We start from the raw sequence: 25701 nt of genomic DNA on the forward strand, positions 1-25701 counted from the left end.
TTTAGTCCTGCTAACGGTTTGCGCTGTCTCGTCGCATTGCCGCACAACTTCTGCGCTCTCGCATGCGTGTCCGCATGCAGACACGCGTGCGGCTCGTCAGGAAGTGTGCGGCGAGGGGTGGGCGGTCCGGGAACAGCGCAGGGAGTCGCTAGCCTGTCCTGGTGAAGCCGGCTGCGCGGTCCGTCCGCTGATGGACCAGTTCCTCGAGCGCATTCTGGACATCCCGCCCGCGTGGATCTACGTCGTGGTTGGGCTACTCGTGTTCGCCGAGGACGCCCTGTTCTTCGGGTTCGTCATCCCCGGTGAGACGGCAGCCGTACTCGGGGGTGTTGCGGCGAGTCAGGACCACCTGTCGCTGCCGCTGATGATCGGGGTCGTGGTGGTCGCGGCGATCGCGGGCGACTCGGTGGGCTATGAGGTCGGCTCGCGGTACGGCCCGCGGCTATTGGCCGTGCCGATAATGGCGAAACGCTCCGACGGGATCGACCGCGCGCGCGACCTGCTGTCGCGCCGTGGCGGGACCGCAGTGTTCCTGGGCCGGTTCATTGCGTTCTTCCGTGCCGTCATGCCCGGCCTGGCCGGGATGTCGAAGATGCCGTACCCGCGGTTCCTCGTCTACAACGCGGTCGGCGGCATCACCTGGGGTGTGCTGTTCGTGGTGATCGGCTTCGTCGCGGGCAACTCCTATCAGGCGGTGGCCAAAACGGTCGGGCGCGACGTCGCGCTGGTGGTGGCCGCGCTCGTGCTTGTGGGCGTGCTGATCTGGCGGGTACGGGTGCACCGGCAGCGCCGCGCCGAACTGCTGTCCGGTCCGGAACCGGCCGGGACCGAACCGGCGGCCGGCGAGATAGCGGACAGCTGATCCGGACGGGGATTACCGTGGCTGCCATGAACGGTGTGACGCAGCGCAGGCCCGCTCTGCACGGCCGCAGCCTGCGCGGCCCGGTCACCGTCGCCGCTGCCGGCCTCGCCGCGTTCGCCGTACTGCGGGTGCGCGATCCCCACACCCCCGGCGCGTACCTGCCATGCCCGTTCCACGCGATCACCGGGCTGTGGTGCCCCGGCTGCGGCGGGCTGCGCGCGGCCAACGATCTCGCGCACGCCGACCTGGCCGCGTCGTTGTCGAGCAATGTGTTCGTCGCCCCGCTCGTGCTCGCCGCGGTCCTTGCGTGGCTGTGCTGGGTGAGCGGTCGCACGGTCCGGCTGCCGTCCGGCCGCGCGACGCTCGCGATGGTCGTGGTGGTGCTCGTCGCGTTCACCGTTGTCCGCAACACCGGCTGGGGGAACTGGCTCGCGCCCGCATAGTTCGCATGACAGCCGGTCGCGCAGGCGGCATGCTCGTGGCATGGCTGATTCGCTGAAGGCGCGGGTACGGGAAAAATTGCTGCGGCAGATCACCGAGGACGGCGGCAAGCCCGCCGACGAGGAGGACGACGACAACGATCCGCGGCTGATCACGCTCGAATCGGACCTGGCCGCGCTCGATGCCGCCGAGGACGACGACCCGGTGATCGAGGACCTTGCCGGGCGCTACTGGGTGCCCTGACTTCGAAAAAGCGCGCCGCTAGCCCCCGACCGCACCACTGAGGGGTAGCTCCGGCAGCTTCTTGGTGTACAGCCATGAGTCCCACAACGGCTGCAACGGCCTGGCCGTGTAATGCGCCCCGAGTGCGATGAAATCGTCCGTCGTCACCGACGCGTGTCGGTATTTGGCGGTCCAGTCATGAAGTAGGGCAAAGAACTTCGCGTCGCCGAGTTCGGTGCGCAAGCTGTGCAGGGTCAGCGCGCCACGCTTGTAGACCCGGTCGTCGAACATCAGCGTCGGGCCGGGGTCACCGAGCAGCAGGTCTTGGCGCTCGCGTGACAGGTTCTGCCGTGCGGCCCGTGCGAGTTGGTCCGCGGTCGGCCCGCCCGAGGCCTCGGACCACACCCACTCCGCGTAACAGGCGAAGCCCTCGTGTAGCCAGATGTCGTGCCACGCACGGATGGTGAGGCTGTTGCCGAACCACTGGTGTGCGAGTTCGTGGGCGACGAGGCGCTCGGCGGTGCGGCGACCGTCGCAGTGGTTCGCCCCGAAGATGGAGATGCCCTGGGCTTCGATCGGGATCTCCAGCGCGTCGTCGGTGACCACGACGGTGTATTCGTCGAAAGGGTATGGCCCGAACAGCTTTTCGAAGGTCGTCATCATCTGCTGCTGGCGACCGAAGTCGTAGTCGAACTTGGTGCGCAGCCGCGGCGGTGCGACGACGAACATCGGGACCGGATCGCGGCTGACCCGGCGCCGCTCGTAGCGGCCGATTGCTACGGTCGCCAAATAGGTCGCCATCGGCTCGGACTGCTCGTACACCCACGTCGTCTGGCTCGCCTTCACCTGCTTGCGCACCAGGGCACCGTTGGCCAGCGCGTGGAAAGGCGAGTCGGTAGTGATCGAGATCCGGTAGCTCGCTTTGGAACTCGGGTGGTCGTCACAGGGGAACCAGGAAGCGGCGCCGTTCGGCTGGCTCGCGACCATGGTGCCCTCGGTGAGTTCCTCCCAACCGACCTCGCCCCATTGTCCGCGGATCGGTTTCGGGGTGCCGCCGTACTGCACCACCACCGACATCGCGCCGCCCGCCGGGATCGGTTGCGGCGGTGTGATGGTCAGCTTGCCGCGCTGATGGCCGTACTTCGCCCGTGCGCCGTTGACGGTGACCTTGGACACCTGCAGCGATTGCGCGAGGTCGAGTGCGAACCGGGTCCGAAGCTCGGTGCTTACCGCGGTGATCGACGCCTTGCCTGCGAGCCGGTTGCTGATCACCCGGTATTGCAGGTCGAGTTCGTAGCGTGACACCCGGTAACCGCGGTTGCCGTTCTGCGGCAGGTAGTCGTCGATGGGTTGCTCGGCCGATTTGGGCATCAGGCATCACCGTCCGGCGGCATCGTCCACACCGCGATCGGGTTGCCCTGCCAGCGGGTGGACGGCGGCACTGTGTCGCCGCGCATCACCAGCGAGGCTGGGCCCACCGTCGCGCCCGCACCCACCGTGGCGGCGGGCAGCGCGACGCAATGCGGGCCGAGGGTGGCGCCCGCGCCGAGGGTGACCGTGTCCATAGCCATGATCCGATCATGGAACAGGTGGGTCTGCACGACACAGCCGCGCTCGACCGTCGCCCCGTCGCCGAGGGTGACCAGATCCGCCTCGGGCAGCCAGTACGACTCGCACCAGACCCCGCGACCGATCGTGGCGCCGAGACCGCGCAGCCAGACGTTCATCACCGCGGTGCCGGTCGCCGCGCGGGCGAACCACGGCGCGGCGACGGTCTCGACGAACGCGTCCGACACCTCGTTGCGCCAGACGAACGAACTCCACAGCGGGTGCTCGACCTTGCGGATGCGGCCGACCACGAGCCACTTCGCCAGCACCGCGCACAGGCCGGCCAGCGCGCCCGCGACCATGAGCACCACGCCGCCGGCGAGCGCCGCGAACCAGTAGCCCGGTCCGTTCGCCAACGCGGCCAGCGCGAACAGCACGAACAGTCCGATACCGAACGACACCATGACCGGGATCAGCCGGCAGGTCTCCACGGCCGCACGGGCGATCTTGAGCCGGCGTGGCGGATCGAAGGTCCGCTCGACATCGGCGCGGCTCGCCGCCCGGCGCAGCCGAACCGGGGGGCTGCCCAGCCACGACGAGCCGGCCTTTGCCTTCGACGGCGCCGCGGACAGCACCGCGACGAGTCCGTTCTTCGGCACGCGGCGCCCGCCCGCGGTCATGCCCGAGTTGCCGAGGAACGCGCGCTTGCCGACCTTGGCCTCCGCGATGCGCATCCAGCCGCCGCCCAGTTCGTAGCTCGCGATCATCGTGTCGTCGGCCAGGAACGCGCCGTCGCCGACCGTGGTGAATTTCGGCAGCATCAGCACCGTCGACGCCTCGACGTTCTTGCCGATATCGGCGCCGAGCAGGCGCAGCCAGACCGGGGTGAGCAGGCTCGCGTAGAGGGGGAACAGGAAGGTGCGCGCGGAGTCCATCAGCCGCTCGGTGGCCCAGACCTGCCAGCCGATCCGGCTGCGCACCGGGTGCGCGCCCTCCTCGACGCCGATCGCCAGCGCGCGCACCGCGAGCACGGTCAACGCCGCGAACACGAGCAGGCTCAGCAGCGTGGCGACCGGCAGGATCAGCAGCGCCTCGCCGAACGCGGACCACAGCGATGCGGCGTCGCGGATCCACCACCCGATCAACGCGATGCCCGCGGCGAGGCCGAGCAGTGGCATCGCGGCGAGGACGAACGATGTCAGCCCGAACACCAGGACCCAGTGCGGGGCGCGTGGCGGTGTCTCGGCCGGCCACGGGTACTCGGCCTTGCCGACCTTCACTGCGGGTGAGCCGGCCCAGTACTGGCCGCCTTTCACCCGTCCGGTCACCGCGGAACCGGCTGCGACGACCGCGTTCTTACCGATCACCGCGCCGGGCAGCAGGGTCGAGCGGGAACCGACGACGGCGCCCGAACCGATCACGATGCGGCCGATGTGCACGATGTCGCCGTCGACCCAGTGCCCGGAGAGGTCCACCTCGGGTTCGACCGAGCAGCCGTCGCCGAGTTCGAGCAGGCCGGTCACCGGCGGCAAGGTGTGCAGGTCGACGCCGCGGCCGATCTTGGCGCCGAGTGCGCGGGCGAACGGAACCATCCAGGGTGCCCCGGACAGGTTCTCCGCTCCGCTCGCCTCCGACAGCCGCAACGCGATCCACAGCCGCAGATGCTCGGGCCCACCGCGGGGGTAACTGCCCGGTTCGAGGTTGCGCAGCAACAGCCGCGCCCCGGCCACACAGATCGCCATCCGGCCGATCGGGCTGATGAACACCAGGAACGCGGGCAGCACCCACCACCACGAGACGGTCGGCAGCCAGGACAGTGCGGTGCCGGGGCCGGTGGGCACGAACCAGCCGAACACGTTGGATACCAGGGCGAGCCAGGTCACCCACTGCAGACCGGTGAGGGTGGCGAGCGGCAGGGTGGCCGCGATCTGGGCGACCTGCGCACGGCGCGGTGTCGGCGTCACGACGCGTTCCGTGACTGCGGCGGCCGGTGCGAAATCGTCGAGATGTTCGGCGAGCGAGCCCAGGCGTGGATGGTCGTAGAGGTCGGCGACCGTCACGTTCCGGTGGCGTTCGCGCAGCGCGGTGACGAGCTGCGCGGCGGCCAGCGATCCGCCGCCCACATCGAAGAAGTCGTCGTCGGGCCCGGTGATCTGGGCGCCGAGGATCCGGGTCCACAATTCGGCTACCCAGCCGGCGGTGCCCGACAGGCCGTGCTCGGCGGCCGCGTCGGTGCCGACGCCGGCCAGCGGCCAGGGCAGTGCGGCGCGGTCGACCTTGCCTGAGGTACGGGTGGGCAGGTCGTCGACGCGAGCAAGCCGCGGCACCAGCGCCGCCGGGAGCTGCTCGGCCAGTAGCTCGCGGGCGGCCTTGAGATCGAATCCGTCTTCGGCGGCGATGTAGCCGACCAGGATCTGATGCCCGGTCTCGGTGGCGCGGACCGCGGCTGCGGCGCCGCGCACGCCGGGCAGGTGCTGCAGCGCGTTGTCGACCTCGCCGAGTTCGATGCGACGCCCGCCGAGTTTGACCTGATCGTCCGCGCGGCCGCCGAAGATCAGCCCGGCGCGCTCGAGCCGCACCAGGTCGCCGCTGCGGTAGGCGCGCGCCCAGCCCAGCGAGGGCATCGGCGCGTACTTCTCGGCGTCCTTCGCCGGATCCAGATAGCGCGCCAGACCGACGCCGCCGATGACGAGCTCACCGGTCTCACCCTCGGCCACCCGGTTGCCCTTGGCGTCGACGACGGCGAGATCCCAGCCGTCGAGCGGGTGCCCGATCCGGACCGGACCGCCGCCGCCCAGTCGCGCCGCGCACGCCACGACCGTCGCCTCGGTCGGGCCATAGGTGTTCCAGACCTCGCGCCCCTCGCCGGCGCCGTTGCCACTGTCATCGCCGGCGAGCCGGTCGGCCAGTTCGGGCGGAACCGCTTCGCCACCGAAGATCAGCAGCCGCACGTTCTCCAGCGCTTCGGGCGGCCACATCGCGGCGAGCGTGGGCACCGTCGAGATCACGTTCACCTCGTGCGCCACCAGCCACGGGCCGAGGTCGACCCCGCTGCGCACCAGCGCACGCGGCGCGGGGACCAGGCAGGCGCCGTGCCGCCAGGCCAGCCACATCTCCTCGCAGGACGCGTCGAACGCCACCGAGAGGCCGGCCAGAACGCGGTCGCCGGGGCGAATAGGGTTGTCCTGCAAGAACAGTCGAGCCTCGGCATCGACGAAGGCGGCCGCGCTGCGGTGGCTGACCGCGACGCCCTTCGGGGTGCCGGTGGAGCCGGAGGTGAAGATGATCCACGCGTCGTCGTCGAGGGTGGGGCGCGGCAGCGCAGGGTCGAGCGGCACGGGCTCGTCGGACGCGCCGGTGGTTCCGATTCCGCCCGCGGTGATCACCGCGCGCACCCGGGCCTCGCCGAACACGAGCTCGGCGCGTTCCTCGGGGTCGTCCGCGTCCACCGGCACGTAGGCGGCGCCCACCGCGAGCACCGAGAGAATCGCGACGTAGAGCGAATACGAACCGGATGGCATCCGGATGCCGACCCGGTCGCCCGGTCGCACGCCGGTGCGCTCGAGCCACTCCACGCCTTCCATGACGACGGCGGCCAGTTCGGCGTAGCTGAGCAGGTTGGCGCCGTCATCGATCGCGGGCGCGTCGGGATAGGTCTCGACGGTCGCGTTGAGGATGTCGATCAGCGTCCGCGGTGGCGGAGCGAGCGCCGATCGCAGGAAGTCGTCGTCGACGGTGGGCATCGTCACCGGCGCACCGGCCGGGGCACGCTCATGCGATTCCACTGACAACTCTCGTATCCACCTTCGCTCTCGGACCGGCACATCGGCCGGATGACGATGGCTTTATCTCACCAATGGATGGACAAAAGGTGAACGACCGCGCGGCACGCGTCGCTGAAAGCATGCGCCCGGCTTGACAGCATGGGCCCCATTCTGGGAATCTCGCGTCAGGTCACGAGTACCAGCGTGAAGCCCCGGCTTGCTGGTCGGCAACCCTCCTCCGCGGTGGGGTGCTCCGGGTGACGACCTGGCCGCGTCCGCAATGGATGCCGGCAAGCGCGGACTCTTCCGGTCACTCAACCGACGAGTCCCTTATCGACGGGATGTCGTGATGACTGCTGTACTCGAAATCGAAACCTCCTGCGCGACGGCTGCTCCGGTTGGCCCGGCCCCGATCTGCACCGTTTCCGGTGCCGACCTGAACGTGCCGCTGGTGCAGGGTGGATCGTGCACGTACGCCAACTTCGATTACGCCGCGAGCGCACCTGCACTGGCCGCCGTGACCGATCGCGTGCACAACCTGCTGCCGTATTACGCAAGCGTGCATCGAGGGGCAGGTTACGCCTCGCGGGTGTCGACCGCCTGCTACGAGAGCGCGCGGACAACGGTGGCGCGGTTCGTGGGGGCCTCTCCAGACCAGGTGGTGGTGTTCACCCGCAACACCACCGATTCGCTGAACCTGCTCGCGGCCTGCGTGCCGGGCGACACCGTGGTGCTCGACATCGAACACCACGCCAACCTGCTTGCCTGGCGGCGCGGCCGCCGGGTGGTGACCGCGGCGGACACCATCGAGGAGACCATTCGCCGGATCGTCGCCGAACTGTGCTCGAAACCTGCTGCGCTGCTTGCCATCACAGGTGCCTCGAACGTCACCGGTGAGGTGCTGCCGATCGCGCGGCTGGCCGATATCGCGCACCGGTGCGGCGCGCGGATCCTCGTCGACGCGGCGCAACTCGCGCCGCACCGGCGGATCGACCTGGCCGAGTGCGGAGTGGATTACCTCGCGTTCTCCGGCCACAAGCTCTACGCCCCGTTCGGCGCGGGCGTGCTCGTCGGGCGGCGCGACTGGCTCGACGTCGCGCAGCCCTATCTCGCCGGCGGGGGTGCGGTGCGCGAGGTGACCACCACCCCCGCGAGAGCGCAGCGACCGCTCGACGTGTCTGCCGAGTGGGCGCCGGCGCCACAGCGGCACGAGGCGGGCAGCCCGAACGTGCTCGGTGCCGCAGCGCTGGCCGCCGCGTGTGAAGCGCTCGCCGACCTCGATACCGACCTGGTGCAGGCGCACGAGCGGGTGCTGTGCGACCGGCTGCGCGCCGGGCTGTCCGCGGTGCCGGGTGTCGAACTGCTGCGGGCGTGGTCCGACAGCACCGACTGCGTCGGGATCGTCGCGTTCGCCGTCGCCGGGCACGAACCCGGCGAGGTCGCGGCCTACCTGTCGGCGGAGCACGGCATCGGGGTGCGCGACGGCCGCTTCTGCGCGCATCCGTTCCTGGCCCGGCTCGGCCACGATGCCGCGGTGCGCGCGAGCATCGGGCTCGGCAGCAGCGCCGCCGACGTGGATCGACTGGTCGGTGCGATCGGGCAACTCGTCGCAGACGGGCCCGGCTGGACGTATGCGAAGACGGATGGGCACTGGAATCCGGCACCGGAGACCCGGCCGTTCCTGGTCGCGGATGCCGGTGCGACCGCCGGTTCGGCACCCTGCGCGATCGTCGCGCAGGGCGGGTGAACGGTGGCAACCGGGCGTTTCCCGCGACATGCGTTGGCCGGGTAGGCTGAGTCCATGGAATGGACCTTGCAGACCGGTGCGGTGCACCGTGGTGGGTTCTTTCAGCGTCGTCGGCACATCGATCTGTGCCGTACCGCTGCCGGTAGCTGTCGGGCCTGAAGTCTCCGCCCGTCACCTACCATCACGATCGAAGGACCGTTCCATGTCCACGACCTTGCTTACCCGTCCCCTGCATATCGCCGTCGAGCTGACCGAACGAGGCCACCATCCGGCGCTGCGCCGCGGTGAAACTCGACTGCCGGTGCGACCCGACCGCTGGATCGAACTGACCGCCGGTGCCCCCGGTGTCGAAGCCCTCGACCTGACCGCGTATCCGGATGCGGTCAGACGGGTGCGCGCCGCCGATCTGCGTGCGGCGCAAAAGATCCGCGCCGGAATCCGCGCCGAGGTCGAGGCCGCCGGTCGCGACCCCGACGCGGTGTCGGTGGTACTCGACATCGAGACGCTGCTCGCCGCCGACGCCTCGACCGCGCTGCGCCGGCTCGGTGAACTCGATGGCCGGCTCGGTGCACCGCGCACCCCGGACACGGTGCCCTACGTCGGTACGGCCGATGGGCTGGTCGGCTTGATCTCCGATCTGCGTCTCGCCGAGGTCGCCGACGGGGTCACGCTGCGACCGCTCGAACTTGACACGACGCTCGGCCTGATCGTCGGCGACGTGCTGGCCGGACTCGGTGCCCGCGGACTGATCCGGCCGGCGGACGGGGTCGCGGAACTGTTCGCCCGCAGCGGTTTCGGCGGGTAACGCGGACGATCAGTCCGCCAGTGTCCGCCGTGCCCGTTCGGCGAGCAGTCCGGGCCGTTGCGCCAGCAGCGTGACGAGGTCCGGGGGCTGCTCGCCCATCGCGCCGTCGCGGAAGCGGGCATAGACCCCTTCCGCGATGGCGGCGAGCTTCCACAGCGCGAACGCGTGGTAGTACCGCAGCGCGCTCAGGTCGCGTCCGGTGGTGTCGGCGTAGCGGGCGCACGCGGTATCGACGTCGAGGAACCCGTCGGCGGGGTCGGGTGACCAGCCGACTACGTCTGCCGATGCCCACATCGCCGCCAGCCAGCCCACATCGGCGAGCACGTCGCCGACCGTCCACAGTTCCCAGTCCAGGACCGCGCGCACGCGGCCGTCCGACGGCCCGATGATCAGGTTTCCCGGTCGGTAGTCGCCGTGCACCAAACCGGTCCAACGCTGCACGGGCATTTCCCGGGTGAGGATGTCGCGCAACTCCAGCAGCGGCCCGGAGGTGATGCCGCCGGCCGCGAGCTGCCGGCTCCAGCGCTTCAGCTGACGTTCCAGATAGCTTCCAGGCCTTTGATATTCGGCAAGCGGACCGGTTGTGGTGTCCACCGCGTGAATCGCAGCGAGGGTATCGACGATGTCGGTCGAGGCGACCTGCCTCGCGTCCCAGTCGATTTCGGCCGCCGTTGCGGCGCCATCGACCACCACGCCGGCGACATAATCCATCACGTAGAAATCTGCTCCGGTGACGGCCGGGTCGGTGCAGCAGCCGACGACCCGCGGCACCGGCACGGGGCTCGACCCGATCGCCTCGAGCACCCTCGACTCGCGCACGACATCGTGCGCGGACGCGAGGAGCTCCCCGGTCGGTGGGCGCCGCAACACCCAGTCGCCACCCGCCCGGTCGCGAACGCGGTAGGTGAGGTTGGAGCGTCCACCCGCAATCAGCTCGAAATGCAGCGGCCCCTCGGCTCCGGTCACGTGCCGGCCGAACCAGGTGGAGACGGCATCGGCGTCGATGCCCGGCAGCGCAATCTTTTCGGACGTCACGAGAACTCCGGTGTGTCGGCGTCATGGGGGTCGTGTGCCGAAAGCTACACCGGTCAGGCCGGAACCGGTTCGAACTCCGCCAGCATCGCCTCCAGTGCCGCCTGATCCGGACCGACGAACGGGTCGGATTGCGGCGCGTCGAGGAGGTTGGTGAACAGGGTGTCGACCGAGCGAGTCGGCGGCAGGTGGCTGCTCAAGATCCACGACGGATCGAGTCGACGCAATTCGGACAGCATCGCCGCGAACCGGTCCGGATGGACGTTGTGCACCCATGGGCTATCCACGCCGGCCCAAAGCAGCTGGCGCGCCTTGAGTTCGGACTCCGGGGCGTCGGCTAGATCGGCAACCGCAGCGTGCTCGGGAGTTTCCAGGACCGCGCCGAAGCAGTCCGACGACAGGCATACTCCGGTCCTGGTGTCGAAAAGTCCGGTCGTGGCGGGACTGTCGAAGACCGGCGGTCGGAACGCGGTCAGGCTGCGGTCACCGACATCGATACTTTGGCCGGGGTTGAGCAGATATACCCGCTCCAGTGGGAGCGGATTCTGGCTGGCGAGGATGCCCATGCCGAGGAACGTGGTGATCACGCGCGCGTTCGGGGCAGCGTCGAGCAGTTCGTACAGCCCACCGGTGTGATCGCGGTCGGGGTGCGTGAGCCAGATCCATTTCACGTCGACGGGATCGATCACCGACGAGAGTGTGGTGACGAAATCGCGGTCGGGCAGGCTCAATCCGGTGTCGATGACGACCGGTTGGTCGGCGTGCAGAACGAACGCGTTGACGGGGAGGTGCCCGAGGCCGGGTATTTCGGTCTGGTCGGCGAGCACGGTGACGTCGTTGCGGAGGCGGTGGATATCCATGACAGGTCCTTCTTGTGTTTCAGAACGGGACTGGAGTGCTGAGGAGGCCGGTTCCGGACGCGCGTCCGGACAGAATGCGGGTGAATTCGATAGCGTCGAGCTCGATTTCGGGACCGCCCCGCCCCTGTGACCAGTGGCCGCCGGCGGGTCCGGCGAGGTGCAGGGTGTAGGGCTCGCCGTGCCGGTCGGCCCATTCGGCTACCACGTCGGCGACGAGGACACCGTCGTGCTCGGCGGTAAGGACATGCTCGGCGCCCGTCGCGCGGGTGATGTCGATGCGATGCATCCAGGGATCGCGAGTGAGCACGATGTCGGTGAGGAAACCGATCTGCCACGGCTCGGCGATTCCGCCGAACTCGCCGGGGACCGCCAGCGGGCGCCGCCGGACGAAACCGGGAATGCGCCGACGACCCCGCACGGCTTTCGGCGCACGGACGGCGAACCGGTCGCGGATCTGCGCCGGCGTCATACCCGCCCGCTCCTCGATCTGCAGCGCGGTCAGGGCATCGATGAAAACGCCGGTGGAGCGACGGCGGGCCGCGCGCGTCTGGTGGAGTTGTTCGCGCAGGGATGCGGCCATCTCGACCATCCCCAGCATGTGCGCGGCGAGGTCGCGGACGGTCCAGCCGGGACATTCGGTGGGCATCGTCCACTGCTCGGGCTCCAGCGACCCGAGCAAGTCGGCGACGCGCTGATACTCGGTCGCGGCCAGGGTCATCGAGGTTTCGCGGTCCAGCGCGGGGGCGCGCAACCGAGATCGGTCGTGGTCGGTGGTGATCATCGCGAGGTGCTCCTTGCTTCGGGGTCGGGGATCCCCACCGCGGTGCAGAACATGTCGACGAGGCGGGGAAGCTGCCGGCGCCAGCGATCCCCGCCGGGATCGTTGGCGAGTTGCTGGTTGACGAAGCCGCTGGTGAGCGCGGTCCACAGGTCCAGGTCTGCTTGGGTGGTCACACCGACCGCCGCCATACGCCCACGGAACCACTCGTACTGGCGCAGCGACGCGGCGTAGGCGGACTCGCTCGGACGGAAATCCGGCAGCGCGGGCTGATTCATCAGCTGGTATCGCGCGAGATCCGCGGTCGCGAAGTCGAAATAGGTCTGCGCGCCGGTCAACAGTGCCGCCCGCGGCTCGTCGGGTATGGCGGCGGCGGCGGAGGTCTCGTGGAGTTGGATATACGCGTCGGTGAACATCGCGTCGTACACGGCGTTCTTCGACTCGAAGTGCGTATAGAGCGACGGGGGCCGCATCCCGATCCGATCCGCGATCTCCCGCAGCGTCACTGCCGCGAGTCCATCGGAGCGGGCGATCTCCCACGCGGTCTCGACTATTTCTCGTCGGGTCGCCTCGCGTCGTTCGGCTTGCCTATTGCGAGTAGGAGAAACTTTCATGGTTAGGAGTGTGAGCGTAGTCACTCGGGATGTCAAGGGGTGGGCAGTGCGAGATCTACCACCGCCGTTCTGAGGCCTATCGCGCCACGCGTTGCTCCACGGCGGTGACGACGCGTGCGCCGCCGTCCTCGGTGGCGATCTGGTCGGCGAGTTCGACTGCGCGGGAACGGAGTCCGGAGTCGTTGAGGGCGGTGTCGATGGCCCGGGCGAGCTTGTCGGCGGTCAGGCGCGGTCGTGGAATCGGCTTCGTGGCCGCGCCGAGATGGTGTAGCCGATTCGCCCAGAACGGTTGATCCCCGCCCGGTGAGGGGATGGCCGCGGTCGGTAGACCGGCGCGCAATCCGGCCCCGGCGGTGCCCGCCCCGCAGGAATGTGCGACGGCGCAGACCCGTTCGAACAGCCACTCGTGCGGAACCGAACCGACAGTGATCATGTCGGTGCCGGTGACGTCGAGGCCCGCGCCGCCCGCTTGCACGACGGCCCGCACGCCGGCAGCGCGGACCGCCTCGGTGATCAGTTCGGACAGCTGCGCGGATTGCTCGGCGGGCAACATCACGCTGCCGAAGCCGAGGTAGACCGGCGCCGGTCCCGACTCCAGGAATCGAACCAGTTCGGCGGGTGGCCGCCAATCCGCGGGAATCGAGGGCCACCAGTACCCGACCACGTCCAGGCCCGTGCGCCAATCTTCCGGTCGTGGCAGCACGGCCGGTGAAAAGCCGTGCAGAATGGGCCATTCCGCCTGGGTTCGCGCGCGCCGCGATGTCCCCTGGGAGCGATGCGCAAGGCCGAGGCGTTCGCGAAAACCGGCGATCACGCCGCCGTACATCCGATCGAATCCCGCGGCGGCGAGCCTGCCTGCGCCGCGATTGACCCACGACCCCGCCGACCATGAACCGAGCAGAGTGGGCGGAAAGTCCCCGGTCGCCGAGACCGGTTGCAGCCGTACGCCGACGCTGGGGATACCACGAGCCTCGGCGAACGCGTGCCCGGCGAGTTCGGCGAACGGTGACAGCAGGACCACGTCGGCCCGCACGTCCTCGAGGGCGTCGAGCAGGTTGTTGCCGAGTTGGCGCATCCCCGCCGGCTTCACCAGCTGCATGGCGAGTTTGAGCGGATTCTCCCGCTCCGGGTCCAGCCCGGGGTCGATCTCGAAATCCACCGGCCGAGCCGATATTCCGCGTTCGGCAACGGCGTCGGCGAGATCCGTGGAACAGGTCATCACGACGTCGTGGCCCGCGAGGGTGAGGCGGCTGCCGAAATCGGTCAACGGCATGATGTCGCCGGTCGACCCGTAGGCGGCGATAACGATCCGTGTCATTTGCGATCTCCAGTTCGGGGTGGCGCAACTAGGAAGCCCTGCTGGCGAGATGGAAAGCGAGCACCAGGTCCTCGCCGTAGGCGCGGACGTCGAAGTCCGGGTCGGTGGTCGAGCGCAGCAATGCGCCGCCGATCGCACTGCGCACCGCCAATGCCATTGCGTCCGGGGACAGGTCGGGGCGGAATTCGCCCGACGCGACACCGAGTCGGAAGATCGGCTCCAAGTCGACCTTGGCGAGATCGGCGAGATGAGTGGGGTCGATATCCAGATCGGCCAACCGTCGGCCGTCTCGTCCGCGATGGTTCGAGGCGATCTCGGTGATGGCCAATTGATGCGATCGATGCGATTCGAGATAGGAAATGTGGCCGCGAATGTGGGCGGCCAGTTTTCCCTGCGCCGAATTATCGGCTTCGATTGTGGGAAGCATGATTTCGATCACCGAGCGATAGCACTCGGAGACGATTGCCGCGACGAGTTCGTCTTTGCTGCCGAAGTGGTACAGCACGACGCTCATCGCCACGCCCGCGCGCTCGGCGATCTTGCGGACCGAGGCCTGCGCGTAGCCGAGTTCGGCCATCGCGTCGATGGCGCAGTCGACGATCTGGCGGCGCCGGGCAGACTCGGTGAACGTCCGCTCTCTAGATCGCATGATCTAAATATAGATCAAGTGATCTATGGATGCAGTCGTGCGGCACCTACCCGACGGTTGTCGGCTTTGCGGTGGGATTACTTGTCGGCGGGACTACTCGTCGATCGGCGTCGGCCGGTGGTACCGACCGTGGTGGTAGAGCAGCGGTGCGCCGGTCGGAGAATCGGTGACGTCCTCCACCCGGTTGACCAGGCCGACCACCAAGGTGTGATCGCCCACCGGGATCAGTTGATGAATGGTCACCCGCAGCCAGATCGGGGTGCCGTAGAGCACAGGCTCGCCGGTATCGAGCCATGTCCATAGCGACTGGTCGGCGAATCGCTGATCGGCGCTGCGCGCGAACCGCTGCGCGACGTGGCGCTGATGCTCGCCGAGGAAATGAATGACCACCGAGTCGCTGGCGTGCAGTGCGCGGATGCTGGACGAGCTGTGCGCGATATTGAACGAGATCAGGGGCGGATCGAGCGAGAGCGAGGCGAACGACGACGCGGTGAAGCCGATCGGATTGTCGTCGTGACGCAACGTGACGACTGTGACACCGGTCGGGTAGTGCCGCATCGCGGCGCGGTACTGCTCGGCGGTGATGCCACTCGTGTCCGCGGGCACGTCGACCCCGGCGAGTTCACGGGCTGAACCGGCATTCGGCTGATCGGAAATCACGCCCCGAGTCTAGGGACGGAGCTCAGTCGACGTCGATGGCCAGGCCGGCGGTGATCCGTACCAGCTCGGTGAACGTGGTGCGGAACACGGTGTTGGGGTGGCCGGCCGCGGCCCACAGCTCGGTGAACTCGGCAAGCGCGTTGTCGACGTAAGTGGGCAGGTTGGTCGGATGCCCGACCGGGGCGACGCCGCCGATCGGCTGCCCGGTCGCGTGCCGGACCATCTCGGCGGGGGCGCGGGTGAGGACGCCTTCGAGCCGGGTGCCGGTCTTGTCGAGGTTGACCTGATGGCTGCCCGACACCAGCAGGAGCACCGGATCGTCGTCGAGGTCGAAGATGAGCGATTTCACGATCGCGCCCACATCGACGCCGAGCACTTCGGCGGCTTCCTCGGCCGTGTGGGTGGCCGTCGGCTGGGTGATGATCACCCCGTGGTGGCCGCGGGCGATGAGGGTGTCCGCAACGTGGGATGCGTTCGGGTGCAGCAACCTCCGCATCTACACAGAGTAGGGCGAAGTGGTGGCTTCGCGCGATTCGTAAATCGCATCGCGCTGCTGGTGCACGTGGACGACGGCGGGGTTCGCTCAGTACTCGGGGTAGCCCTCTTCGGGGCCGAGCATCTTTTCGAGTCGGATCCGGGTGATGCGGCCGAGCTCGTCGCCGCTGCGATTGTCGACGTGTTCGTGGACGCAGGTGTCGAACACCCGCTCCATGTCCGCCGAGGAGAGTGCGAACAATTGCTTGTCCGCCATGGCGAGGAGTTCCTCGTGACTGCCGAACGGCCGCGAATCGGCCACCTTCTGCGCCCACGTGACGTTGCAGCAGCATTCGAACAAGGCGTGAACTGCGCGTGCCGACGTCATCGTGTTGAATTCCTCGAGACCTATTCCCTGATGCATCAGCATGGTGACCTCCAAAGTCCTGGCGTCCCGGCCGCGTGACGTTTTCTCACGCGGCAACGGCCTCGATAATCACCCGCTCACGGCGTCATATCGACACTGTGTGCTGGAATTTCCGAAATGTTTACATTTGAAACAAACGGCCAAGACCCTCCAAATTCGCCCGCCGACGCCCCCGATACCCTCGTGCACATGAGCGAATGGAACGCCTTTACCGTCGAGACCAAGAATTCTGTTGCACAGGTCACATTGACCGGTCCCGGCAAAGGCAACGCCATGGGCCCCGACTTCTGGCGCGAGCTCCCACTGATCTTTGCCGAGCTCGACCGCGACCCCGAGGTGCGGGCAGTGGTGCTCGCCGGATCCGGGAAGCACTTCTCCTATGGCCTCGACCTGCAGGCGATGGGCGGCAGCTTCATGCCGCTCTACGCGGACAAGGCGCTAGCCGGCCCGCGCACCCAGTTCCACGACGAAATCAAGCGGCTGCAGGCCTCGATCACGGCCGTCGCCGATTGCCGCAAGCCGGTCGTCGCCGCCGTCCAGGGCTGGTGCATCGGCGGCGGCGTCGACCTGATCTCGGCGGCCGACATCCGCTACGCCAGCGCCGACGCGAAGTTCAGCGTGCGCGAGGCGAAGATCGCCATCGTCGCCGACGTCGGATCGCTGCACCGGCTGCCGGCGATCATCGGTGACGGGCACCTGCGGGAGCTCGCTTACACGGGCAAGGACATCGACGCGGCGCGGGCGGAGAAGATCGGTCTGGTCAACGACGTGTTCGACGATGCCGAGGCTGCCCTCGACGCGGCGCACGCCACCGCGCGCGAGATCGCCGCGAACCCGCCGCTGGTCGTGCAGGGCGTCAAGGACGTGCTCGCTCGCGAGCGGGCAGGCATCGTGGCCGATGGGCTGCGCTACGTGGCGGCCTGGAATGCGGCGTTCCTGCCCTCGAATGATCTGACGGAAGCGATCAGTTCGGTGTTCGAGAAGCGTCCGGCCGAGTTCAAGGGCGAATAGATCGGCGAGCCGATCAGCGGCGAATAGATCAGCGGCGAATAGCCGGGGTCAGCAGGCGCAGCAGCAATGCCACCGGCGCCCACGACTCGCGGCCGCGCCGGGTCACCACGTAGCTGCGCAGCGTGACCGCCGGATCGTGCAGGGCGGTGATGTCGACGCCCGGCACGGCGGGCATCGCGGCGGGGAGCAGGCCGACGCCGAGGCCGGCGGCGATCAGATCCTGAACCAGTTCCAGGCTGTCGGCCCGGTGGGTGATACGCGGGGTGAAATCGGCCAGTGCCGCGATCGTGCGGACCACCTCGTCGTCGGCCGTATTGCGCGAGTTGACGATCCACTCACCGTCGCGGAACCGTCGGAACACCGCGGCCGCCGATCCCGTCGTGTCGGTGCCCGCGGGGACGCCCAGCCCCCATCGGGTGGTGTCGATCGCGGCGGCGTGCACCGAATCCGGCAGGCGGTGCGGCGCGAGGTTGTAGTCGTAGACCAACGCCAGATCGACCCGATCCCGGGCCAGCAGATCGAGCGCCTCCGCGGGTTCGTGCTCGCGCATCACGAGGTGCAGCTTCGGCGCGGTGTCGGCCAGTTGCGTGACCAGCGGCAGCAGATGCCTGCGGGCCGCCGAGGCGAAGGAAGCGACCCGGACTTCGCCGACCGGCTCGCTGTCGGGATCCAGGTCCATCCGGGCCGCCTCCACCGCCGCGAGGATCGTCACGGCGTGCGTGGCCAGTCGACGGCCTGCCGGGGTGAGCCGCACCCGGCGTCCGTCCGGCTCCAGCAGCGGGACGTGCACATCGCGGGCCAGCATCGCGAGTTGCTGCGACACCGTCGAGGTGGTGACGCCGAGTTCATCGGCCACCTCACGCATCGAGCCGAGTTCCGAGAGCTCGAGCAGCATCTCCAGGCGGCGGGTGTCCACCGGTCAATCATTCATGAATCGCGAACGATATGTCCATAAATAGCAGGTGGACGTGGACGGTCCCGGAGTTCTTCAATGGGTGCATGCGCACCTCCTACGCCGGCACCGGCATGGCCGTCCTGGCGATGTGTTGCGTCCAACTCGGGCTCGCCGCGTCCGTCGGACTCATCGACTACGTCGGCGCCGAGGGCGTGGCGTTCCTGCGCCTGGTCTTCGCCGGGCTGCTGATGTTCGTGCTGGTGCGACCGCGATTACGCGACTTCCGGCGGGCCGACCTGCTCGCCTGCGTCGCCCTCGGCATCGTGACAGCGGGCCTGACGCTGCTGTTCATGGCGGCGATCGCGCGATTGCCGCTCGGCACCGCGAGTGCGCTGGAGTTCCTCGGCCCGCTCGGTGTCGCCGTGTTCCATGCCGGGTCGCGTCGCGCGCTGATCTGGCCGGTACTCGCGGGCGCGGGCGTCGTCCTGATGACCGAGCCGTGGCAAGGCGGGACCGACCTCGTGGGCGTCGGCTTCGCGCTCGGCGCGGCCGCATGCTGGGCGGCCTACATTCTGCTGACCGAGCGCGTAGGTGCGGCGGTCTCCGGCTTCGGCGGGCTCGCGGTCTCCATGCCGGTCGCCGGCATCGTCGGCACGCTCGTGGCCGGACCCGCCGTGCTGCCGCTGCTCACCTGGCAGCTTCTGCTGGCCGGGCTCGCACTCGCGATACTGCTGCCCGTGGTGCCGTTCGCGCTGGAGATGGTCGCGCTGCGACGGGTGTCCACGGCCACATTCGGCACCCTGATGAGCCTCGAACCCGCGATCGCCATGCTGATCGGACTGGTTGTGCTGCAACAAGTCCCGTGGCTCGGTGGTGCGTTCGGCATGGTATTGGTCGTCGCTGCGGGCATCGGCGCGGCGCGGGCGGACCGGCGTGCGGCGTTCAGCCCAGTCCCGCAGGCAGTCCCGATTCCGCCAGCAGGGCAGCCAAGCCAAGCAGTGCCGCAGCCGGCCTGAGCAGCCGGACGCCATCGGTGCGCAGCTTTTGCGCGTACACGATTCCGCTCACCAGCAGCATCGGCCCGAGCGAATGCCCAGCGGTATAGGTGGCCAGCATCAACACACCGCAACCGCCGATGCACCGGTATCCGCTCGTCAGTCCGGCGGCGACGCAGCCGTGATCGGCGGCCCGGCCCCGCGGTGCGATGGCGGGCACCCGCTGACAACTCCGGACGAAATCCCGCTTGCCCGGCGTCAGCTCCCAGACGGCCGCGCCGGCCAGCGCCACAGGCGTGAGCGCCGCAGCACCGGGCACGACGGCGAGCGCGCCGAACATGATGGCGCCGAACGAGATCCACACTACGAGATAGCCCGAGAGGAACAACGCGGGCCCGCGCCGGCGTCGCGACAACAACCCGTCCAGGGCGACGCGCCGGGCCGCCGGGAGGGCCGTCGGCGCCATCATCGCGACGGTCATCGCGAGGCAGGCGGCCAGCGCCGCGGCGCTCGATCCGTGCGGCCACCCGCGGGCGTGCGCGAGTGCGACGAGCGCCCACCCGAGTCCGGCGACCATGGCGAAGGGCAACTCCGGGTGCAGGGCGAGCACCTCGTCGCGGGTGCCGGACCACACACCGACCGCTAGCGCCATCGTTACTCGGGTCCGATCACTCGACGACGATCCCCACGCGCCCGACGCGGACCTCGCCGGGCTGCTGCGGCAGCCGCTCGCCGGTGGACTGGCCCCCTGCGATCCAGTTCGGTACGAACGTGACCGAGACCCGATCGGTCCAGCGCTCGTCGGCACGCAGCCGGGTGAACACGTCGGTGACGTCGAACGCCAGCCGCAGGGCGGCGCCGCTGCGGTCCGCACCGAAGAACGACGCCGTACCCACGAGGAATTCGTCGGTGGTGGCCGGGTCGTCGTCCGGCACCGTCAGGTACACGCGGTAGGTCATCGCCGACATTTCGCTCGCCGTTGCGTCGTCGACGGTGAGGAAGACCCGGCCGGGGGAGCGCCGGGTCGGTGGTGCGACGTCGAATGCCGACGACGCGGATTCACCGGTCAGCGCCATGCTTTCGTCGGTCGCGCCGATCAGCTCGGTCGGCCGGCGTGATCGCGGCACATCCTCTCCCGGGGTTGCGGGTGGACCGGAGATGTCCTCGTACTCGTAGTGCAATTGTGTCAGCGTCGTGGTCACGTCCGCCGGTTGTTGCGCTCGCTCGGCGCCGGTTCCGTCGCGGAACCGGAACGTCTGGCCGGTGAGCCACGCGGGCTCGTTCGGATTCGCGTGGCCCATCGTCACGGCCCACACCTCCCACAGCCGGTCGATGTTCGCGTGGTGCAGCCAGAACAGCGGGTCGAGCCCCGCCGTCTCGAACTGCCCCAGCAGCCCGCCGACGGTGGAGTGCACCGTGTTGTGCGGGGTCATCTCCAGCGTTCCGGCGCGGGCATCGGGATCCTCGGCGAAGTGGTTGTGGCCGGTTCGGGCACCGCCGAAGCCGCCGATACCGGCGAACCGGTCGCTGCGCAGCGCCGCGCCGGTGTCCACGTCCGTCCCGTCGAGGCGATCGCCGACGTCGAGCTGGCGCGGCACCCGCAGCGGATTGGGGGTGCCGTCCGGCAGTGTCGCGGCGAGGAACGTAGGCGGGATCGCCCGGGTTTCGGCGGCGCCGCCGTAGTCCCAGTAGGGCAGCGCCCACTCGGCACGGGTCTGGTCGTCTACGCCGTCCAGACCGGCGACGATGGTGCGGACGATGTCCTCGAACCAGTACAGGTACATCCGGTGCCAGGGCAGGAAGTACCAGCCCTGATGCTGACACTGGTCGAGAAACTCGTCGGCGACGACGTTGCCGTGCACCGCGGCCTGGTAGGCGAGACTGCGCGGGTCGGCGTCGGGTAGTTGCGACATGACGGTGATCGCGCTGGCGTAGGCGAGCAAGGTCGGGTGCCATGGTCCGGCGGCCTCCAGCGTCCAGACGTTGCGTCGCACGAAATCGGTTGCCACGGCGCCGATTCTCGTTGGCCCGAGCCGGGTTGTCTGCCGAACACGGGTACCGCGCTTGCCCACGGCTGTGACCCACTGCATACTTTCGCGGAACAACAAGTTGCAGGACGCAAGCATTGGTGGTGTGGTGACCGACCCGAATCGCACGGCGACGCAAGATCGCCCGAAGTCCGACCAGTTAGGCGAGTTGGACGAGGGCCCCGAGCAGGCCGAGGATCCGCTGGCCCGCGACCTCGCGGTGGCGCTCACGAAACTGCAGCGCGTACGCGACCGGACCTTCGCGCAGATGGCCGACATCGTGGCAGACCAACTCGACATCGCCGTGTTTCACTGCCTGCTGCGGCTCGAGTCCGAGGGCCCGATGCGCGCAGGTGTGCTCGCCGAGGCGTTGTACGCCGACCCGTCCTCGGTCAGCCGGCAGGTGGCCACCCTGGTGAAGCGTGGACTCGTCGCCCGAGTACCCGACCCCGAAGACGGCCGGGCGTGCGTCTTGAGCGTCACCGACAACGGGCAGGCGATGGTGGAGGACACGCGCCGCCGCCGCACCGCGAGTGTCGGGAAGATTGTCGCGGACTGGCCCACCGACGACCGGGCCGATTTCGTCCGGCTGCTGGAGAAATTCGTCGGCGACTACGAGCGGTTCCGCCCCGAATTGCTCGCCGCGCTTCGGCGCAGGCTCGACGCGACAGCCGTGTGACGCAACCAATGTCGGAACACACTGCACACAGCGCCGGCACCGAAAACGCGGGCGCCGATATCGACGACGCGGTCGTCGCGCCGGGTTTCACCCATCGCCAGATCCTCGTGATCATGAGCGGGCTGATGCTCGGCATGCTGCTCGCCGCCCTCGATCAGACCATCGTCTCGACCGCGATCCGCACCATCGCCGACGATCTCAACGGCTATGCGCTGCAGGTTTGGGTCACCACGGCGTACCTCATCACCGCCACGCTCGCCACGCCGCTGTACGGCAAGTTGTCGGACATGTACGGCCGCAAGCCGTTCTACCTCGCCGCAATCTCGATCTTCCTGGTCGGATCACTGCTCTGTACGACCGCGCAGTCGATGTACGAGCTGGCCGCGTTCCGGGCGTTCCAGGGCCTCGGGGCGGGCGGTCTGTTGTCGCTCGCACTGACGATCATGGGTGACATCGTCAGCCCCCGGGAGCGGGCCCGCTACCAGGGCTATTTCATCGCCGTGTTCGGGACGTCGAGCGTGCTCGGCCCGGTGCTCGGCGGACTGTTCGCCGGGCAGGAGACCATCCTCGGCATCAGCGGCTGGCGCTGGGTGTTTCTGGTGAACGTGCCGATCGGATTGATCGCACTGATCGTGGTGTCGCGGGTGCTGCACCTGCCGCGGCGCGAGCACGGCTCGTTGCGCGTCGACTACTGGGGCGTGGCGGCGCTCGCGATCGGGATCGTGCCGCTGCTCGTCGTCGCCGAACAGGGCCGGATCTGGGGCTGGGACGCCCCGCGTTCCTGGGCTTGCTATGTCATCGGCACGATCGGCGTGGCAGCCTTCATCGCGATCGAGGCGTGGATGAAGGAGGACGCGCTCATTCCGCTGCGCATCTTCCGCAACCGGACCTTCGCGCTCGGCATCGTCATCTCCGTGGTGATCGGCGCGGGCATGTTCGGCGGCATCACGCTGATCCCGCAGTACCTGCAGGTGGTGCGCGGAGCGAGCCCCACCCTCGCCGGTCTGGCAATGCTGCCGCTGGTGCTCGGCATGATGCTCGGCTCGATCCTGTCGGGTCAGCTGATCTCCCGTACCGGGCGCTACCGGATCTTCCCGCTCGCCGGACTCGCGCTGGCCAGCATCGGAATGTTCCTGCTGCACCTGGTCAGCGCCGACACCCCGCTGCCGGTCGCCATGGTGTTCATGCTGATCAGCGGCCTCGGGCTCGGCAACACGATGGCGCCGTTGATGCTCGCGCTGCAGAACGCATTGCCCGCACGGGACATGGGTCTGTCTACCGGAGCAGCGACGTTCTTCCGCCAGATCGGTGGCACGCTCGGCATCGCGGTGTTTCTGTCGATCCTGTTCGCGCAGCTCGCGCCGAGCATCGCCGGGGAGCTACAGGCCTCGGCACAGAATCCGGAGTTCACGCAGGCGATCGCGGCGGCAAACCAGCCCGGCGCCGATCCCGTCGATCAGATGTTGGCCGGCGGACTGGCCAACCACGACCCCGCGGTCGCCGAACATGTGCTGACCGACTCGTCGATCGTGCAGCAGCTCAGTCCGGCGCTGGCGCGACCGTTCCAGGTCGGTTTCGCCAACGCGATGTCCACGGTGTTCCTCTGCGTCTCGCTGGTCGTCGCATTCGGATTCGTGCTGGTGCTGTTCTGGAAGGAGATCCCGCTGCGCACTTCGGCAGTACCGGAGAAAGCCGCGGCCGCGGCGGGGCCGGAGCCTCTCGCGTAGACGCCAAACGCCGCCCGTGCGCGGATGGCACGAGCGGCGTCGTCAGGTGTTGCGGCGCGGGCTTAGTGGCCCTGTCCCTTCAGCCGGGCGATCGAGGCCTCGACCTCGGCCTCGGCCTCGGCGCGACCGACCCACTCCGAGCCCTTGACGAACTTGCCGGGCTCGAGATCCTTGTAGCGCTCGAAGAAGTGCTTGATCGCGGCGAGTTCGAACTCGGGCACATCGGCGAGTTCCTGGATGTGATCCCAGCGCGGGTCGCCGGCCGGCACAGCGAGAACCTTGTCGTCGCCGCCCTTCTCGTCGGTCATCTTGTACATCGCGACCGGGCGCACGTTGATCAGCACGCCCGGGAACACCGACTCCGGGAGCAGCACGAGCACGTCGAGCGGATCGCCGTCCTCGCCGAGTGTGTTCTCGATGTATCCGTAGTCGGCGGGATAGACCATCGAGGTGTAGAGGAAGCGATCGAGCCGGATGCGGCCGGTCTCGTGGTCGATCTCGTACTTGTTGCGCTGACCCTTGGGGATCTCGATAGTGACGTCGAACTCCACGCTGCACTCCCTTGTAGCTGGCGGTCTTGGGGACGCGGCGATCGGCGCGCGTCGACCCGGCATTTCGTCGGTGGAAGGGTACCGCGTCGAGGATATTGTGGGCGGCGAGGTACACCCACACCCGGACGGGAGAACAGTGGCGGGGCAGCCGATCAAGTCACCAGCGGAACCTGCCGACAAGCAGCGCAAGAAGGTTATGGGCTCGGTCGCGCTCGGTCGCCGTCGGCGACGCAATCGCATCGTCTTGTCGTTGCTCGCGGTCGCGGTCCTGATCGCTGGTGTGGTCGCGCTGACCGTGGCAGCGCCGTGGGACGACTTGGGCAGCCAGGCACTGACCACCGCTCCCGCGCCACCACCCGTCCTGCCCGCGCCGCAGGTTGCGGCCGTCCCGCAGAATGCGCCGAGCCCGGTACCCGAGGTCCTGGCCGCCACGCTTGCGCCGGTGATCGCCGACCCGGCGCTGGGCCGACTCACCGGCGTGGTGAACGACGCGGAAACCGGCACCGTGCTGTGGGGTGCCGACGCCGACGCGCCGATGACGCCCGCGTCGACGGCCAAGGTGCTCACCGCGGCCGCGGCGATGTTGTCCCTACCGCCCGATCATCGGGTGCGTACCGACGTACTGCGCGGCGCCGCACCCAACGAACTGGTCTTCGTCGGACACGGCGACCCGACGCTGACGGCGCAGCCGATCGGCGCGCCGAACTTCTATCCCGGCGCGGCGCGGATCGACGACCTGGCCGAACAGGTGCGGCGCAGCGGGGCCCTGCCGGACACGATCCTGGTCGACACGACCGCCTACTCGGGCCCCACGATGGCCGACGGCTGGGTGCCCGAGGACATCGCGGGCGGGTACATCGCGCCGATCGAGCCGGTGATGATCGACGGTGCGCGCACCGTTCCGCTCGAGGACGAGTCGCCACGCAGCCCGACGCCCGCGCTCGACGCCGGCCGCGCCCTCGCGGTGGCACTCGGGATCGACCCGGCCAACGTCCGGCTCGGCACGGCACCCTCGGGTGCGGCTCCGGTGGCGTCGGTGCAGTCGGCGCCGCTGCGCGACCGGCTGGGCCAGATGATGTGGCGGTCGGACAACGTGCTCGCCGAGGCGATCGGCCGGGAGGTCGCGATGGGGCGCGGCGGTGACACGAACGCGAACGCCGGCTCCTTCGCCGGTGCGGTGCGCGCGGTGTCGGACGTGCTCGGCGGTGCCGGCGTCGACATGGCGGGAGTGCGGATGGCCGATAACTCCGGTCTCTCGGTGCAGGACCTCGCGCCCGCTCGGGTACTCGGCCGGATCATCGCGATGTCGGCCGGCCCGCAGCACCCCGAGCTGCGACCGATGCTGGACTACCTGCCGGTCGCGGGGGCGACGGGCACCCTCGCCGACCGCTACGCCGCGGGCGACCGCGCCGGGGCCGGGTGGGTTCGCGCCAAGACCGGCACGCTGTCGGAAGCCAGCGCGCTGGTGGGTTTCGTCATCGACGTCGACCAGCGCGTGCTGACGTTCGCTCTGCTGTCCAACGGCACCTCGCCCGCGGATAGCAGGCCGGCGCTCGACGCGGTGGCCGCAACGCTGCGATCCTGTGGGTGTCGATGACGAATACCCAAGCGAGCG

General features: G+C 68.9%; 25 protein-coding genes and 1 riboswitch. Of the genes, 10 read left to right on the forward strand and 15 right to left on the reverse strand.

Annotated elements, in window-relative coordinates:
- The first annotated feature begins 190 nt into the window (after positions 1–190).
- The 3 genes from OG921_RS08395 to OG921_RS08405 are packed head-to-tail and all read left to right on the forward strand — an operon-like array spanning position 191 to position 1546.
- Positions 191–862 carry a DedA family protein gene (locus OG921_RS08395; protein ID WP_266111918.1) on the forward strand — a complete coding sequence of 224 codons (672 nt, stop codon included), beginning with the start codon at positions 191–193 and terminating at the stop codon, positions 860–862.
- A 26-nt stretch (positions 863–888) separates the two neighbouring features.
- Positions 889–1305, forward strand: a complete 417-nt coding sequence (locus OG921_RS08400) for a DUF2752 domain-containing protein (protein WP_266111919.1) — start codon at positions 889–891, stop codon at positions 1303–1305.
- 40 nt (positions 1306–1345) lie between these two features.
- Positions 1346–1546: a hypothetical protein gene (locus OG921_RS08405; RefSeq protein WP_266111920.1), complete on the forward strand. Its 201-nt coding sequence runs from the start codon at positions 1346–1348 to the stop codon at positions 1544–1546.
- An 18-nt stretch (positions 1547–1564) separates the two neighbouring features.
- On the opposite strand, the gene OG921_RS08410 is transcribed toward OG921_RS08405, so the two are convergent.
- Together OG921_RS08410 and OG921_RS08415 are read right to left on the reverse strand one after the other, a co-directional pair.
- Entirely contained in the window at positions 1565–2896 is a 1332-nt protein-coding gene (locus tag OG921_RS08410) for a M1 family metallopeptidase (protein ID WP_266111921.1), read from the reverse strand.
- Positions 2896–6816, reverse strand: a complete 3921-nt coding sequence (locus tag OG921_RS08415) for a Pls/PosA family non-ribosomal peptide synthetase (RefSeq protein ID WP_266112283.1) — start codon at positions 6814–6816, stop codon at positions 2896–2898. The genes OG921_RS08410 and OG921_RS08415 overlap by 1 nt, the downstream gene beginning before the upstream one ends.
- Before the next feature lie 209 nt (positions 6817–7025).
- Positions 7026–7140, forward strand: a riboswitch (SAM riboswitch).
- Positions 7141–7186: 46 nt separating this feature from the next.
- On the opposite strand from OG921_RS08415, the gene OG921_RS08420 reads away from it, so the two are divergent.
- Together OG921_RS08420 and OG921_RS08425 are read left to right on the forward strand one after the other, a co-directional pair.
- Entirely contained in the window at positions 7187–8584 is a 1398-nt protein-coding gene (locus OG921_RS08420; protein ID WP_266111922.1) for an aminotransferase class V-fold PLP-dependent enzyme, read from the forward strand.
- Positions 8585–8786: 202 nt separating this feature from the next.
- The gene (locus OG921_RS08425) at positions 8787–9389 is read left to right on the forward strand and encodes a hypothetical protein (RefSeq protein WP_266111923.1); all 603 of its coding nucleotides are present in this window, start codon (positions 8787–8789) and stop codon (positions 9387–9389) included.
- A gap of 9 nt (positions 9390–9398) precedes the next feature.
- Here the strand turns inward: OG921_RS08425 and OG921_RS08430 are convergent, their stop codons facing one another.
- The 9 genes from OG921_RS08430 to OG921_RS08470 all read right to left on the reverse strand — a co-directional run bounded on the left by OG921_RS08430 (position 9399) and on the right by OG921_RS08470 (position 16204).
- Positions 9399–10424: a phosphotransferase family protein gene (locus tag OG921_RS08430; RefSeq protein ID WP_266111924.1), complete on the reverse strand. Its 1026-nt coding sequence runs from the start codon at positions 10422–10424 to the stop codon at positions 9399–9401.
- Positions 10425–10477: 53 nt separating this feature from the next.
- On the reverse strand, positions 10478–11281 hold the full coding sequence (locus OG921_RS08435) for an MBL fold metallo-hydrolase (RefSeq protein ID WP_266111925.1): 804 nt from the start codon (positions 11279–11281) through the stop codon (positions 10478–10480).
- Positions 11282–11300: 19 nt separating this feature from the next.
- Positions 11301–12062, reverse strand: coding sequence for a maleylpyruvate isomerase family mycothiol-dependent enzyme (locus tag OG921_RS08440; RefSeq protein ID WP_266111926.1), 762 nt, complete (start codon positions 12060–12062; stop codon positions 11301–11303).
- Entirely contained in the window at positions 12059–12673 is a 615-nt protein-coding gene (locus tag OG921_RS08445) for a TetR/AcrR family transcriptional regulator (RefSeq protein ID WP_266111927.1), read from the reverse strand. The genes OG921_RS08440 and OG921_RS08445 overlap by 4 nt, the downstream gene beginning before the upstream one ends.
- A 76-nt stretch (positions 12674–12749) precedes the next feature.
- Complete coding sequence (locus OG921_RS08450; protein WP_266111928.1) at positions 12750–13991, reverse strand: glycosyltransferase; 1242 nt, start codon at positions 13989–13991, stop codon at positions 12750–12752.
- Positions 13992–14019: 28 nt separating this feature from the next.
- A complete protein-coding gene (locus OG921_RS08455) occupies positions 14020–14640 on the reverse strand; it encodes a TetR/AcrR family transcriptional regulator (protein ID WP_266111929.1) in 621 nt (206 codons plus the stop codon).
- A gap of 93 nt (positions 14641–14733) precedes the next feature.
- Positions 14734–15198, reverse strand: a complete 465-nt coding sequence (locus tag OG921_RS08460; protein WP_266112284.1) for a flavin reductase family protein — start codon at positions 15196–15198, stop codon at positions 14734–14736.
- 124 nt (positions 15199–15322) lie between these two features.
- The gene (locus OG921_RS08465) at positions 15323–15796 is read right to left on the reverse strand and encodes a YbaK/EbsC family protein (RefSeq protein WP_266111930.1); all 474 of its coding nucleotides are present in this window, start codon (positions 15794–15796) and stop codon (positions 15323–15325) included.
- Positions 15797–15883: 87 nt separating this feature from the next.
- On the reverse strand, positions 15884–16204 hold the full coding sequence (locus tag OG921_RS08470; protein ID WP_266111931.1) for a 2-oxo-4-hydroxy-4-carboxy-5-ureidoimidazoline decarboxylase: 321 nt from the start codon (positions 16202–16204) through the stop codon (positions 15884–15886).
- A gap of 186 nt (positions 16205–16390) precedes the next feature.
- Between OG921_RS08470 and OG921_RS08475 the strand changes: the two genes are divergently transcribed.
- Positions 16391–17212, forward strand: a complete 822-nt coding sequence (locus tag OG921_RS08475; protein WP_266111932.1) for a crotonase/enoyl-CoA hydratase family protein — start codon at positions 16391–16393, stop codon at positions 17210–17212.
- Positions 17213–17240: 28 nt separating this feature from the next.
- Here the strand turns inward: OG921_RS08475 and OG921_RS08480 are convergent, their stop codons facing one another.
- Positions 17241–18128 carry a LysR family transcriptional regulator gene (locus tag OG921_RS08480; RefSeq protein ID WP_266111933.1) on the reverse strand — a complete coding sequence of 296 codons (888 nt, stop codon included), beginning with the start codon at positions 18126–18128 and terminating at the stop codon, positions 17241–17243.
- 83 nt (positions 18129–18211) lie between these two features.
- On the opposite strand from OG921_RS08480, the gene OG921_RS08485 reads away from it, so the two are divergent.
- Complete coding sequence (locus OG921_RS08485) at positions 18212–19123, forward strand: DMT family transporter (protein WP_266111934.1); 912 nt, start codon at positions 18212–18214, stop codon at positions 19121–19123.
- Here the strand turns inward: OG921_RS08485 and OG921_RS08490 are convergent.
- Both OG921_RS08490 and OG921_RS08495 read right to left on the reverse strand, forming a co-directional pair.
- A complete protein-coding gene (locus tag OG921_RS08490; protein WP_266111936.1) occupies positions 19050–19754 on the reverse strand; it encodes a DUF2182 domain-containing protein in 705 nt (234 codons plus the stop codon). The genes OG921_RS08485 and OG921_RS08490 overlap by 74 nt on opposite strands.
- A 16-nt stretch (positions 19755–19770) precedes the next feature.
- Positions 19771–21111 carry a tyrosinase family protein gene (locus OG921_RS08495; protein ID WP_266111938.1) on the reverse strand — a complete coding sequence of 447 codons (1341 nt, stop codon included), beginning with the start codon at positions 21109–21111 and terminating at the stop codon, positions 19771–19773.
- A 127-nt stretch (positions 21112–21238) separates the two neighbouring features.
- Between OG921_RS08495 and OG921_RS08500 the strand changes: the two genes are divergently transcribed.
- Positions 21239–21808, forward strand: coding sequence for a MarR family winged helix-turn-helix transcriptional regulator (locus tag OG921_RS08500; protein ID WP_266111939.1), 570 nt, complete (start codon positions 21239–21241; stop codon positions 21806–21808).
- A gap of 113 nt (positions 21809–21921) precedes the next feature.
- Positions 21922–23535, forward strand: coding sequence for an MDR family MFS transporter (locus OG921_RS08505; protein WP_266112285.1), 1614 nt, complete (start codon positions 21922–21924; stop codon positions 23533–23535).
- A 62-nt stretch (positions 23536–23597) separates the two neighbouring features.
- On the opposite strand, the gene OG921_RS08510 is transcribed toward OG921_RS08505, so the two are convergent.
- A complete protein-coding gene (locus OG921_RS08510) occupies positions 23598–24086 on the reverse strand; it encodes an inorganic diphosphatase (protein WP_266111940.1) in 489 nt (162 codons plus the stop codon).
- A 196-nt stretch (positions 24087–24282) separates the two neighbouring features.
- Between OG921_RS08510 and dacB the strand changes: the two genes are divergently transcribed.
- Positions 24283–25683, forward strand: a complete 1401-nt coding sequence (dacB, locus tag OG921_RS08515) for a D-alanyl-D-alanine carboxypeptidase/D-alanyl-D-alanine-endopeptidase (RefSeq protein ID WP_266112286.1) — start codon at positions 24283–24285, stop codon at positions 25681–25683.
- Positions 25684–25701 lie beyond the last annotated feature (18 nt).

The sequence above is a fragment of the Aldersonia sp. NBC_00410 genome (assembly GCF_026342035.1).
Taxonomy (GTDB): domain Bacteria; phylum Actinomycetota; class Actinomycetes; order Mycobacteriales; family Mycobacteriaceae; genus Aldersonia.